Consider the following 13,438-nt stretch of genomic DNA (forward strand, 5'->3'; position numbering starts at 1 on the left):
TATTCAGTATGTTGGAAGAAAGGCTTATTCAGCAGGTTTGATTTCGTATGGCAGCGTCCAGTCATCCCGGCGGATGTCCCATACGACTTTGTTGTTGTAGGCATAGGTTTGCGGCAGATCCCAAAGGAAAACGGCGAGCGCTTCATCAGATGCCACTTCGGTCGCGCGTTTGACCGATGCAAGCTCGGCGTCCTTGGTGAGTGCGCCTTTTGCCTGCTTCACGGCTTCGTCAAAGGCGGCTGGAACAGGTCCAATCGTCTGAAAATGCGTGCTGCCGAGATAGGTCAGTGTTTCGGCTGCAATGCTTGCCGTATCGGCGTAACCAAACCACGTCAGGCCAGCGGCTTTGTCGGATGCAGCACGCTCGGCATGGGATGAAGCAGGCAGAATATTGAGCTGCGCACGCACACCAACCGCTGCCAGTTGTGCCGCGATAATCTGCGCTGCCTGCTCTCCACCGACATAGGTGCCTTTGCCAAACACCATCTCGACATCAAAGCCATCCGGATAGCCCGCTTCCGCAAGCAGCGCTTTGGCCTTCTCAGGATCATAAGGCCACGGCTTCAGGTCTGTGTTATAGCCCTCATGAAAGCTGGTGATGATCTGGCTGTTGGCGGGGCTTACCAATCCCTTGAACAGCGCCTTGGTAATAGCTTCCTTATCAATGGCGTAGTTCAAAGCCTGCCGCACACGCGCATCATCAAGCGGCTTGATATTGGTGTTGAAACGGATGATCTGTACGCGCGTACTTGGGCGCGCACCTGCCACCAGATTACCATTGCTTTCGAGCTGTGCGAGATCCTGCGGCGCGATAACCGCTGCGGCATCAATCTCGCCGGATTTCAGGCCGTTAATCTTGGCTGCAGCATCGACCACAACGCGGAACTGCGCCTTGGTGAACGGTGCTGCCTTGCCGAAATAATGTTCATTGGCTTCAAGGCGAACTTCGCCCTCTGGATTATAGCTCACCAGCTTATAGGGGCCGGTGCCAAGAGCCTCAATCGCTGGATTGTGTGACTTGGCCCATTCCGGTTCCAGATAGAAAATGCCTGCCAGCCGCTTGGGAAACTCAATGTCGGGCGCTTTCAGCGTAAAGGCAACCTGATGCGGTGAAAGGACTTCAACCTTATCAACCGCCTTCATCGACGAGACGATCCAGCTTGGCTTTTCGGAAGATAGAATGCGCTCGATGTTCCACTTAACGACGTGAGCATCAAATGGAACATTGTTGGAGAAAACCACGTCGTCGCGCAGATCGAACACCCAACGCGTATCCGACTCCTGCTTCCAATCTTTGGCCAGAACACCCACCAGTTTGCCTTCACCATCAAGGCGCGTCAGTGGCGAATAGATTGAGGCGATGATGCTCAGATCGCCGCGCAAATTGCCCCCAACAGCTGGATCAAGGGTCTGCAAAGCATAGGGCAGTGCCACCACCAATTCATGTGTCTTGCCATATTCCGCAGGTGCCTGCGCGTGGGTCGCCGATAGCGTTGCAGACATGAGAAGCAGGCTTGCTCCCATCAGTCTCAATGCGTGCAATGATCGTTTTACAATCATGTGTCTTTTCCAGTTTTTGTGTTCAGATTCAGAACTTGGGAGCGACAAGCGGCTTCCTGCCGGGAATGGCCGCAAGCAACTGTCGGGTGTAAGGATGAGCAGGAGCTTCAAAGATGCGGCCGGTTTCGCCACGTTCGACGATTTCACCGCCACGCATCACCACGACCTCGCGACAAAGCCGCGCAATCACCGATAGATCGTGAGAAATGAGCAGTTGCGCAGTGCCATGCCGACGCTGCATGTCTTCCATCAAGGCAAGCACGCGCTCCCGCGATGTGGAGTCGAGTGCCGCAACAGGCTCATCGGCGATGAGGAGTTTGGGGCTGGGTGCAATCGCCCGCGCGAAACCTACGCGCTGGCGCTGTCCTCCCGATAGACGCCCCGGCAAGCGATGCCACAAAGCCGGATGGATACCGACTTCTTCAAGTAAGCCTTGCGCAATTCTCAAAGCTTCAGCTTTGCGAAGCCCTTTGGCAAGCAAGGGTTCCGCCACTGTGTCCACAATACTTATGCGTGGATCGAGAGACGAATACGGGTCCTGAAACACATATTGGACTTGATCTGAACGTGTCCGCGGAGGTCGAACGTTACCGTCAATCAGGATATGGCCGTCATCTGCGCGCTCCAGCCCGGCAATAATCCGCGCCAGCGTGGTTTTACCCGACCCACTCTCGCCAACAATCCCAAGTGTCGTTCCAGCCTTCACCGAGATATCAACGCCACCAAGCGCGCGCGGACCATTGCGGAATGTCTTTTGAAGTGCCTTCACTTCAACAAGTGGAGGTTGGGAAGCAACATCGTGAAGCGGGACACTCGCAGTCGCAAAAGTCAGTTCGCTCGCCTTCAGAAGTGATCGCGCAGCGCTACTGGTCGGATTTTCAAAAAGATCGCGCGTAGCGCCGCTTTCAACGATCGCCCCGCCATCCATGACAGCAACGCTATCTGCTCGATCCCGGATCACCCCCATGTCGTGGGTAATCAGGAGAACACCAAACCCATGACGTTTTTGCAGCCGGGCTATGAGATCAAGAATTTGCTCCTGAACTGTTACATCAAGTGCAGTCGTCGGCTCATCCGCGATAAGCAGTTTCGGCCGCCGCGCCAAAGCCATGGCAATGACAACGCGCTGCGCCAGACCGCCCGAAAGTTCATGTGGCCACGCGGTCAGCTTCTTCACGGGCTCGCTGATGCCCACCTCTTCCAAAAGGTGCAGGCAGATATTCGCAGCCTTGGCTTCATCACGGCGCACGGCAGGCGGTAGGGCTTCAAACAGCTGAGCGCCAACGCTCAACCGCGGATTAAGAGCTGTTGTCGGGTTTTGAAAAACCACGCCAATCTGTGACGTTCTGAAGTCGCGACCACGCTCCGATATACCAAGCGCGAGTGGCGCTCCATCGAGATAGACCTGACCATCAGCTTTAAGATTTTGCGGCAGAAGTCCGGCAACAGCCATTGCTGTGAGTGTTTTACCGGAACCGGATTCCCCCACAATCCCAAGCGTTTCGCCTTGTTTCAGCGTGAATGACACCGCACCTGCAAGTGCCGTTTCATTTGACCTGACAACCAGCCCTTCAACGGACAGAAGTGTGTTGATGAGTGTCATGCCGGCTCTCCTGTTTCACGCGCGGAAAGCCTGCTTGAAAGAGCGTCGCCTAAAAGCTGCACACCAAAGAGAAGGCTGAGCAAAGCAAAAGCGGGCATCAGCGACAGCCACCAAGCGGCGCCTAGCTGCGATTTTCCCTGAGCGATCATAAGGCCCCAATCGGCTGTTGGCGGCTGAATACCCAAACCAATGAAGCTGAGACCCGCTTCTGTCATGATGATGAAGGCAGCACTTATCGTTGACGTTGCAATCAGCAGCGGCAAGAGACCGGGCACGATATGGCGCAGAACGGACTTCCATAGTGGCACACCTGCAAGCCATGCAGCCTCCATGTAACCCTGATTGCGCGCGTTCAGCGTGTAGGAACGGGCGACACGGAAATGCAGAGGCCAGCTTTCAAGCGCCAGAATAAGGATCAGGTTTTCAAGCCTTGAACCAAACAATGCCAGTGCAAGAAGCGCCAAAACCAGACCGGGAATTGTCAGCTGAATTTCAGCGATCCGGGCAATGATCTGATCGACCAAACGATTGCTCAATCCTGCAACAATACCCAGCAGGCTTCCGATCAAAGCGGAAAGAAGCGTTGCTATGGTTGCAACCAGCAGCACAGGTCGCGCGCCGTAAAAAACCCGGCTTAAAATATCTCGACCGAGATCATCGGTGCCGAGCCAATGCCCGCTATTTAATGACGGTTCTTGCAGAAACGCCATTAAGTCGCTTGTGTTCGGCTCATAAGGTGCAAGGAGTGGTGCAAAAATGGCAGCAGCGACCCAGAGAAGGATGATCAGAAAACCGATCTTACCTCTCAAAGCCAGCTTTGGCTTTGAAGTGTTGCGCGAGAAATCAATGAATTCTGGATTGGAAATCTCACTCATTTGGTCACCCCGCTTCGTGGGTCAACAACAGCAATGAAAAGATCGGCCAGCAGATTGCAGAGACTGACGGTCAGCGCGATCAGCACTATCGCCGCCAGAATGACCGGGTAATCTTTCATGCCAACGGCGCTAACCAGAACTGTGCCAACACCCGGCCAGCCAAAGACTGTTTCCGTCAGAACAGCTCCGCCCAACAGCGTCCCCGTTTGTGTGCCCAAAAGTGCAATCACTGGCACAAGCGCATTGATTGCGATGTGTCGGAACCGCACGCGACCAAGCGAAATCTGTTTCGATAAAGCCGTGCGCACATGGTCAGCGCCCTGCTGTTGTTTGAGACTGGTGCGAAACAGCCGCGCTACGGGCGGAGCAATCAACAAAGACAAAGTCAACGCGGGTAAAACGAGATGACGCAGGCTCCCACTGCCTCCCGTTGGCAGCCAGCCGAGCGTCAGCGAGAAGAACAAAACCGCAAGGATGCCGGTCACAAAAACCGGCGTTGACTGCACAACAGTCAAAAGTGCCAGTGGTCCTTCACGGAGAAAGCGGTTTGCGGACGTAGCCGAAAGATAGCCAGCTATCAGCCCTATTGCCGAACCGATCAAAAGTGCCGTCAGAACCAGAACAAGCGTCAGGGGTATGGCAGGTGCCAGAACATCAATCGCCGGGATGTCAAAACGCAGTGATTTTGGAAACTCGCCACGCAGGCTGTTGAACAGAAATTGCCCATATTGCTCGATCACGGGGCGATCAAAACCATAGCTCGCATTCAGTGCTGCGATTTCTTCTTTTGTTGCTTGCCCGCCAGCGAGCAGAGTTGCCGGGCTGCCGGTTGCAAAAATCAGGAAGAAAACCAGAGAAACTGAACCAAGGACGGAAATCGCCGTCGCACCAAGCCTTTGCAGGATAAAAGATGGGCGAATATCGCACCGACGACGAGGCAATTTGCGCAGAATGTTTTTCTGAACCTGCCCGCAGTGAGAGCTATCACTGGCTTGCAGCCAAAACTCCTGTTCGCGCGGTGTGATAGTCATGATGAGCTTTCGACAATTAAATCCTATAAAATTTATAGACTAATATTCGTCAGCTATTAAGCACCTGACGTTTTGCAGCGAACGACGAATGAGAAACAATTTACTAAACAAGCTGAATAGGAGAGCTCAAAATCGTCCGGGGCCTCAAATCTGAAAAATCTGCAGGTCGAGAGTCTAGCGCATGAAATCCGGGACGTTGGTGAATTCCATGACCGCCTTTTATTTTGACATGTTGATGGCTTTTGGTAACACCGGCCAGAACTGCGGCATAGGTGTTGAAATCATATCCAGACGTCTTTGTATCCGGTGTGTCGCCGTAATAAACCCGATCAGTCGAAGGCGATCATTCGCGATCGGCCAGAGCGGGGGCTGGGCGACGAAAGTGAAACGACGAGTAAGGATTTTCTTGCAACAGAAGAAGATCGGAACGTTTTCAGGCTGAGCCTCACTAATGAAGAGAGTTTGACTGCTGATCCTGGAGCGCATCCCGAAAAGTGTGAAACGGTTTTCGGAAAAAGATGCGCGGAAACACAAAGATATAGAGCATTTCCAATGGCTCAACTTAAACTGGAAATGCTCTAGCGTGGCGATGCCGTGATGCTTGAGTTTGAATGTTGGCTTTCTCCCTGATTAAAGCCAATCAGATCTTTTGAAGCCATGTCCAGGCGAACTGCTAATGAGGTTTAGGACAGCGATCAGGTCCGTCATCGCTTTCTGCAAGATCGGCTATTGTCATCGCGCCGATTTCGTTGGGACAACATGTTGTCCAGCTCGCGCCCTAATAATTTCATCAGCAGCTCAAGGCCGTAACGAGACGGTCCGTTTCCGCCAAAAAGCATTTAAAAGTCATCCTTGCTGATCGTCGGTCCAACCATCTATTTATCAGTCATACTAGCTATGCAACTTTAGCGATGACAGTTCATTTTCTGGTTCCAAGACAATTAGGATTTCTGAGGCGGCTGGCTGAAATGCTGCAGGGAACCTATATCATCCACGTCAGCCAAATTCTTTTGAATAGCCATGCCTGATTTGCTAAGGACATTGCTCGGGACTATGACTCGATTGTCAGGTAAAGGCGCGTGTGAACCGATCTCGCGCAGGCCGTTGTTTTAACAAATTTTGGAATGCGGACTGGATGCTCTTAAAGAGGCATTATCGACCCATGGGTTCAAATTAATTGCTAATCAAACAGCATTGCTCCCCCTGGGAATTTATCCGCCAACGTTCGTTCTTACTCGTGCTTAGTGTGAGCTTCAAAGTAATTGTCGGCTGTGCAGGGGCGGTCCGACTGGCGTGTTCCAACCCTTTGGAGAGACTGTAAAATGCTACTGTGGTAAAATGTTTTTGTTGCGACGACGCGAAAACTCTCAAGAGCGGTTAAGCGGCCCGCAATTGGGTGCATCCGTATCTGCCAGCCGTCGGTGGGTAATCATCTATGCTCAGGGGTTCAACAACACACCTATGAAGATGCGGTCTATCGCTTAAAACAGATTGTGCACGATTCAGGTGTTTACGTTGCACGTTAAAGTTGGATGTACCTCCAAGCAAGCGGCTCCGATCGGCCACAAGCGACTTCTTGGATGCGGAGGCTGCCTACTAATATGAAAATGGTGGTTGAATGAGCCGGGATATCGAAGTTTACCTGAAATGCCGAGTTTGGGATATCTTCGAACGAAGTCCGTTCCGTAAAGTAGAGCCGCGGCATTTTGAGACCAAGCTAACCTATTCAGTATTTACCTGATCGGCCTTCCATTCGCCAAGGTCTACGTTGTAGGCCACCAAAAGTCCGATACATATAAAGGCAACGATTACACTCAACGAAATGTGTTTTCTCTTCAAAATAATTACTGCTTTCTGGCTTGAGCTCACTAAAGTTGATGGATTCTGCCACTATAAAGGACATGAAACGGCTTGCAATCTTTCTTTCCATTACTCCCGGCGGTTGTTTGCAACAGGCTAAATTAGCGGGCTAACGATAGCGACGGCGTTATTCAACAGGCGCCGCGATACACTCCAGGACCTCACGTCATCAAGTGTTATCACCCGGCTGTTAGCAATGTAATATTGTTGTCTTTCCCGCATTTGGAGAGTGATTGCTTTATCATGCAGTAGAATATTGTTTTCATAGTTTAAGTCAAAGCTTCGACGATCCATATTCGCTGAACCAATCAAAGAAATTTCGTTGTCAAGCGTGATAGATTTTGTGTGCAGAAGGCCAGGAAGAAATTCGTGAATTCTTACACCGGCCAGAATTAACTCCTCATAATAACTTCGGCTCGTCGCTTGAACCGCAAAATCATCATTTCGCGCAGGTAAAATAATAGAGGTCACCACCCCGCGATTTGCGCTTGCGCAGAGAGCTGCCTGTAAGGAGGGGTTAGGTACGTAGTAGGGGGTTGTAATACATAATTCGCTTTGTGCCGCATTGATCAGGGCTTCAAACATCTCCGACATAGCTGAGCTGCGAAATGTCGGACCAGTCCCGATTGCCTGAGCCGTAAATCCGGGTCTGGTGACTGGTAAGGGAGATCGAAGAACATCCGAAAAATCATCACCCCCACCTGCCATCCAGTCGCTTGCGAAAAGATGCTGGTTTTGTCGTACCACAGGCCCTTCAAAGCGAAATACCGCGTCAACCCATGGCCCGTATTTAGCTTTTGGGTAGAACGCCGGGTCGGCGCAGTTTTGGCTCCCGCAATAGGTAATCCTGTTATCAATGACTAAGATCTTGCGATGATTGCGCAGATCAATGCGGCCGTTAAAAACACCGCGCCATGGCGCGCCATGTCCCAGTGCGGTCAAGGTATGGACGCCAGCATCCGCCAACTCTTTCCATAAATGACTACGAATAAAGGCGCGCGAACCGATGTTGTCAACCATAGCCCTGCAAACAACACCGCGAGCAGCGGCACGCTTTAGCGCCTCCGCCATTTTCGTACCGTTGTTATCGTTTAACCAGATGTAGAATAGCAGATGAACAGTGTCTATGGCACAATCGATATCGGCGATCATGTGATCGATCGTACTATTGGAATCCGCCATGAGCTTGGCGTGGTTTCCGTTCACCGGCAGGTAGCCGCTGATAGATGTACCAGTACTGAATAAACCAGTGTAACGGCAATTTTTATCGCTTTCCCGTACTATTGCGGTGCTCAATGCGCATTCGGGGCGAGGTAACAGAGTTAAAACTTGTTTTAGCTCTGCAATGCGACCGTGGCCTATGCTGGTGCGCCCCACCAACAAATATATGAGCGCCCCAACGTAAGGAAACGAAAATACCAGGAGTAACCATGCTACCCGCGATTCCGGCTGACGATGCTTCCGGAGAAGAATATGGAGGCTGCAGGGCACCACAATGGCAAGGTGGAGCAGGAGTAGAAACATAGACAACCTTTTATTGTCCCATGATCGGATAGTTCATGGACGTTGCGCTGAGCAATCGAGTTTTGGCTGCGGCAAGAGCGCGCCACCACCTCTTAAAACATTCACTACGCGACAAATGCTTCAGTAGCAACATAACTGAGAGCCACCTCAGTACTTTGTCACGACTGTAATTTTTAATTTTCTGGAATGTTTTTTCCGGAGACAGAGAGTTAATGACAGATCTGGTTCTGATATTAAATCGGGAGTAATTCAGATATTTGTGATCGGAAGCAACTTCTCAGGCCATTTGCTGCAACCACCAGATTTATCGACTTTCAGCATATAAACTGAGGGTAAAGGTTTTCTGGACCCTATCCCTGTTATGTAACTGCTCGGCGTGCTCGCAGAACTTGCAGCATGGATCGTTGGCCCCTCCCGCGGTATGTATGTAACTGCACAAAAAGGAATTCTTCCGACTGCCTTTGCGAAGGTAAATAAAAATGGTGTACCAGTTGCGCTCGTTGTTGCTCAGTTGCTACTGACGTCGATCGCTATTATCGTTCTTACCAACACAGGTGGCAGTAGCAATATGTCGTTCCTGATTGCTCTCGCACTCACCGTTGTCATCTATCTGTGCACTTACTTCCTGATGTTCCTTGGTTACATTCAGCTTATTCTCAGGCAGCCTGAACTCAAGCGTACATTCCGTGTTCCTGGCAGCAACGGCGTTAAGACTAGTGTTGCAGTTATCGGCTTCCTCGTCTCGGTTATAGCGTTCTTCGTTTCATTTTATCCGCCCACATCCATCGGGGGTGAAACTGCTGACAAGACCTATGTGGCGCTGCTCATTGTCAGCTTCCTTGTTATTCTCGTGATTCCGTTTGTCGTCTACGCGCTACACGTTAAACGCGGCAAGAAAACCAATGTCACCCTAGTTCCGATTAAACTGCACAACGCACCAGATGGACATTTCTTCATGCACCCGCGTGCCCGTTCGCCGCATCACATCATCGTCAATTAACGCGCCTTTCACGCGATAGAACAGACCGCTCTAACTGTTTGTTTTAACGCGCATCCCGAAAAACGTTTCACACTTTTCGGGATGCGCTCTCATACTCCGCCCTGTCTGAAATCCTATTGAAATGGACAGAGCTTGCTTGTCCTACGAACATGCTCAAATCTCACGTTTCATTGTCTTTTGATTGCCATGGTTCAAGGTCTTCAGCTTGGGGCTGGTTCACTCTGGAGACGGCGCATAAACCCATCCATTATTGGCCAGTTCGGTTGAACTAAACCGACCTGAATCGAGTGTTCGATCAAGCGGGGTGTATTACACGGACGCACAAGGGGAGTATGTCTCTGAATTGGTCATTAGAGGCATCAAGAGAAGGTTAATCTATCTCTATTATTGAAGGGCCCACCAACATCGTTGGCCGCTTCATGTTAGAGGGTGAATATGCTTTCAGATTTTATTATTGGGTCAGCGGTGGGATTAGCTGTAATGATAGCTCATCTCGCATCTACGCTAATAATATACTATCTTGTTCACATGATTGGGAAAAAGATAAGCGAGAATAGAATACTATTTCTTGCACTATCTCTTGTCGTATTATATTTCGTTTTGTTTATATGTGTTTGTATGAGCGTTAGTATATGGGCGATAACCTATTATCAAATGGGGTTTGCTGGTAATTTTAGTGATGCCTTCTATACCGCTATGCTTAATTACACGACTCTCGGGCCTGGCGGTACAAAGGAAATTACAAAAACGCGCCTCTTTGGGCCTATGACTGCGGCGAGTGGTATTTTGATGTTTGGTTGGGCTGTAGCATTAATGGTCTATACAATTCAATTGCACCTCCCAACTATACTCAAAGAAAAATGGGGGACGACTAAGGGCCCTCATTGAGAAAAAAACACCTTTTGGGTGTCCGAAAACCGTTTCACATTTTCGGATGCTCTCTAAATTGCTTTCTGTCTGCATTTCACTCTTTACTTCAGAAGTATGTCCGTTGCATCGGGAATATTCATGCTCGATATTGTCTCGAGCGAAGCCACTTTGACGGCTGCAACACTAAATAATCGTTCAAGATCGAATTTGACGAAATTCAGACCGCTATAGGTACGCACATAGAATTCATTTTTATTGAGATCGGCAAGCACCGTCCATGACGTATATTCTGTCTTGTATTCCTGCTGGTTGGGGGTCGAAATGCCTTCAATATTCAACCCACCAGACTGAGCAGGGTCAATAGTCAGACCACGCGGGCGGTCAAAATTGTTCATGATATGCGCAAGTGCGCGGATTGCTTTGTCGGGCTCTGCTTTTTCAGCGAATGTCGAGTAATAGGCTGCGCGTACAAACCGCCCGACCGAAGTGTTTGATGCCGGCAGCCCAGCCGTCGCAATTCCGGAATCCGGTTGAGCAACCTCCAGTTCACCAAATTTGCCAGTCGACTGGTCCAGATTGGTCAGAAAAGTATAATTATTCAGGTTGGTAAGATGCCAAGTGAACTCAGGGCCATTCGTCATCACACCAACGGGGTTATCATACACATTCTGTTTTTCACTCGAAAACTCTATCACTATTGAGCTTCCAGACCTGTCATGAACAACGAAATGAAAAGGTGTTTTTGCACCATGCAACGGTGCAAGTGATGTCAAAATAACGGTCTCACCAGAGAGCTTTTCTTTAATCTCACTAGCAGTTTCGAACTGACCAAGCACCCATGCGCCTAAATCAATTGCAGCAAGCATTGCTTTTGTTTTGGCTGCATTGTCGGCTGGTCCTGATGCTCCCGCGTAAGCGAGCACACTAAAAGTCAAACCCTTTTCATTGACCCCTTCAACAATTTTGAGATCAGCGAGGCTGCCATTGGGCACAGCAATTGCAAAAATTGAATATTTTGTCTCAAATTCGAGTGGATTATGGCCGTCTACAACTGATGTAAACTGATGTCCTTTCGGGATCGACGCAACAACATATGGTAATTCCATAGACAGTTCCATGGTGCGTCCGGCATACGCACCGGCATTTGCATCCCGAAATAAAAGAGCCGTGCACGCAAACCAAAACTCGGATGACATCTGAGGCGTCGGCAAATCAGCAAAAAACGGCAGAATACCTGATAGAAAAGACATTGTATGTGCCCCCGAAAATAACAAGCCTGGTCATAGTGAAACGCTTATTCTCTAGAGGTATCAGTTGTTTATGGCATATTCAAGCTTTTACAAACTAAATGAAAGAAAACACGATTTATGTGTACTTCATTACCCGCGATGGTTGCCGGGGTTGAATGAAACAGAAAAAATCCAGTATGAGTTTGGTGATCCGCTTGACGAAAAAGATCTTGGGTTTTGATGCGTCAGGGCCGGTGAAGACGAAGCTATGATTGTCCACGGAGCGCTTTTGCTTAAGCGTGGGAATAGGTGATCACCCCTTGCAAAGGCTTCCCCCGATCCCACCTTACTTCGGGAATGGGTTACCTTCACGAACCGAACATACGAACTAGGCAAGCCCTGTTCGGTCCTCAATGGTGAACGGGACCGATCCAAGAAAGAATGTGAGATTTGTGAGATTGGAAAGCGCAGGCCGTGCAAGTGAAATGAACATTAGAATACTTGTGAGGGCAAAGAGCGCAGCGCCCACTGCGAAAGATACGCCGATATTTTTGTTGTAAGCTTCCGTCCTCCAAAAAGGGACGTGATCTGCTCGCAGAAGCTGGTTTTCGAACGTTAGTCCCTTGCGATGCATCCGCGAAAGCCAGACTACTTTCTTTCCCTGAAGGGTATAGACGCTTCGGGTAACAAATGGCCAGATTCTCATTTTATCTCCCCATTATCGGCAATCAAACGGCCCCTGGGGCGTCGGTGTGGCGTGTTCACGTCGCTGTCGTTGCGCCGCCGGTTTGTGGTGGTTGTGCGTCTTCTGAGGGAGGCTGTAAGTAAAGCGTTTCGCTGGTAAAAGCGAAGTCGGCACCACAGGAGTGCACGATATCAATTATTTTCAGGTAGATTTCCTGTTGAGCAGCCAGCCACTCTGCCCAAACGGTTGTCTTGGTAAAGCAGTAAACCATTATGTTGAGAGCAGAGTCACCAAATGCATCGAAATAGACCCGAATGGTCTGCGTTTGATCAACGGTTTTGTTGTTCATCAACATGGCGCGAATGCTCTCAACGACTGTCGAGAGTTTATCTGCATCTTGGTAACGCAGACCGATTGTCGTTGTGATGCGCCTGTTCGTCATGCGGCCGGGATTGACCACGCTGATGGTGGAAAAAGCGGCATTTGGGACATAAAGCTGGCGGTTTTCAAAAGTGTTGATCTTGGTTATACGCCAACCGATTTCGACAACGGTTCCTTCAATCTAGCGATCGGGTGAACTGATCCAGTCGCCGATGCTGAATGGCCGATCGAAATAGAGTATGACGCCGGAGAAAAGATTGCTGAGTATATCCTTCCCGGCCACCCCGATGGCGATGCCGCCGATACCACCGAAAGCCAGCAGTCCGGAAAGACCAATCCCAAAGTGCTCGCCGAAAAGCAGCATGATGATCAGAAAGATTATCAGCTTCAGAATACGCGCAATCATGCGTGCGGACGTTACATCGTTGCCGCGATCAATCTGGGCATGCGTGAGGCGGTTGATCAACGCAAAGAGTTGTTGCATGGCCAAAACTGCCATAGCAAAACCTGAGATTGTTTTGACCATCTCAGGCGTAATCTCAGTAATCCGATAATCTTCCAGCAGCATATAGGCGACTTGTCTGATTGTCAGTATCGCGCCAAATATCATTGCAATGAACACCAGGTGCACGGAAATACTCTGGTTCAAACCGTGCCGGCGGCGCATCAGGAACCATGTCGCAAAGGCTGCGATGACAAAGAGAATAGCTATCCCGGCGGCTATCCAGTATTTCGGCATCTCATTCCTGTAGCGAGCCCATTTGCTCCATATGCTCTGGGTGGTTCTGCATCAGCCTAAGCTGATGCCATTATGCTTCGT

General features: G+C 50.0%; 9 protein-coding genes and 1 pseudogene. 2 read left to right on the plus strand and 8 right to left on the minus strand.

Annotation, left to right across the window (positions count from 1 at the left end):
- Positions 1–24: 24 nt before the first annotated feature.
- The 5 genes from ACSME1_RS22860 to cls form a co-directional block, all read right to left on the minus strand.
- Complete coding sequence (locus ACSME1_RS22860; protein ID WP_435655554.1) at positions 25–1,560, minus strand: ABC transporter substrate-binding protein; 1,536 nt, start codon at positions 1,558–1,560, stop codon at positions 25–27.
- Between the two features lie 28 nt (positions 1,561–1,588).
- Positions 1,589–3,163 (minus strand): ATP-binding cassette domain-containing protein, encoded by a 1,575-nt coding sequence (locus ACSME1_RS22865; RefSeq protein ID WP_435655555.1) that lies wholly within the window; start codon positions 3,161–3,163, stop codon positions 1,589–1,591.
- Complete coding sequence (locus tag ACSME1_RS22870) at positions 3,160–4,038, minus strand: ABC transporter permease (RefSeq protein ID WP_435655556.1); 879 nt, start codon at positions 4,036–4,038, stop codon at positions 3,160–3,162. The genes ACSME1_RS22865 and ACSME1_RS22870 overlap by 4 nt, the downstream gene beginning before the upstream one ends.
- Complete coding sequence (locus ACSME1_RS22875) at positions 4,035–5,069, minus strand: ABC transporter permease (RefSeq protein ID WP_435655557.1); 1,035 nt, start codon at positions 5,067–5,069, stop codon at positions 4,035–4,037. Before ACSME1_RS22875 ends, ACSME1_RS22870 begins: the two co-directional genes overlap by 4 nt.
- A 1,956-nt stretch (positions 5,070–7,025) precedes the next feature.
- The gene (gene cls, locus ACSME1_RS22880) at positions 7,026–8,453 is read right to left on the minus strand and encodes a cardiolipin synthase (protein WP_435655558.1); all 1,428 of its coding nucleotides are present in this window, start codon (positions 8,451–8,453) and stop codon (positions 7,026–7,028) included.
- Between the two features lie 376 nt (positions 8,454–8,829).
- On the opposite strand from cls, the gene ACSME1_RS22885 reads away from it, so the two are divergent.
- Positions 8,830–9,453 carry an amino acid permease gene (locus ACSME1_RS22885; protein WP_435655559.1) on the plus strand — a complete coding sequence of 208 codons (624 nt, stop codon included), beginning with the start codon at positions 8,830–8,832 and terminating at the stop codon, positions 9,451–9,453.
- A gap of 435 nt (positions 9,454–9,888) precedes the next feature.
- Positions 9,889–10,341 carry an ion channel gene (locus ACSME1_RS22890; RefSeq protein ID WP_435655560.1) on the plus strand — a complete coding sequence of 151 codons (453 nt, stop codon included), beginning with the start codon at positions 9,889–9,891 and terminating at the stop codon, positions 10,339–10,341.
- A gap of 83 nt (positions 10,342–10,424) precedes the next feature.
- Here the strand turns inward: ACSME1_RS22890 and ACSME1_RS22895 are convergent, their stop codons facing one another.
- From ACSME1_RS22895 to ACSME1_RS22905, 3 genes and pseudogenes are all read right to left on the minus strand, one after another.
- Positions 10,425–11,573 (minus strand): linear amide C-N hydrolase, encoded by a 1,149-nt coding sequence (locus ACSME1_RS22895; protein WP_435655561.1) that lies wholly within the window; start codon positions 11,571–11,573, stop codon positions 10,425–10,427.
- Positions 11,574–12,313: 740 nt separating this feature from the next.
- The gene (locus ACSME1_RS22900; protein WP_342749937.1) at positions 12,314–12,679 is read right to left on the minus strand and encodes a hypothetical protein; all 366 of its coding nucleotides are present in this window, start codon (positions 12,677–12,679) and stop codon (positions 12,314–12,316) included.
- 66 nt (positions 12,680–12,745) lie between these two features.
- Positions 12,746–13,357, minus strand: a pseudogene (locus tag ACSME1_RS22905) (mechanosensitive ion channel domain-containing protein); the annotation flags it as partial.
- Between the last annotated feature and the right edge of the window lie 81 nt (positions 13,358–13,438).

Origin of the sequence: Brucella pituitosa, assembly GCF_965577835.1 — a bacterium.
GTDB classification, from domain to species: domain Bacteria; phylum Pseudomonadota; class Alphaproteobacteria; order Rhizobiales; family Rhizobiaceae; genus Brucella; species Brucella pituitosa.

Coding starts and splice junctions, on each gene's coding strand:
- ACSME1_RS22900 (WP_342749937.1), bottom strand. CDS start 12,679: ATGACGAACAGGCGCATCACAACGACAATCGGTCTGCGTTACCAAGAT.
- ACSME1_RS22875 (WP_435655557.1), bottom strand. CDS start 5,069: ATGACTATCACACCGCGCGAACAGGAGTTTTGGCTGCAAGCCAGTGAT.
- ACSME1_RS22890 (WP_435655560.1), top strand. CDS start 9,889: ATGCTTTCAGATTTTATTATTGGGTCAGCGGTGGGATTAGCTGTAATG.
- ACSME1_RS22860 (WP_435655554.1), bottom strand. CDS start 1,560: ATGATTGTAAAACGATCATTGCACGCATTGAGACTGATGGGAGCAAGC.
- cls (WP_435655558.1), bottom strand. CDS start 8,453: ATGTTTCTACTCCTGCTCCACCTTGCCATTGTGGTGCCCTGCAGCCTC.
- ACSME1_RS22870 (WP_435655556.1), bottom strand. CDS start 4,038: ATGAGTGAGATTTCCAATCCAGAATTCATTGATTTCTCGCGCAACACT.
- ACSME1_RS22895 (WP_435655561.1), bottom strand. CDS start 11,573: ATGTCTTTTCTATCAGGTATTCTGCCGTTTTTTGCTGATTTGCCGACG.
- ACSME1_RS22865 (WP_435655555.1), bottom strand. CDS start 3,163: ATGACACTCATCAACACACTTCTGTCCGTTGAAGGGCTGGTTGTCAGG.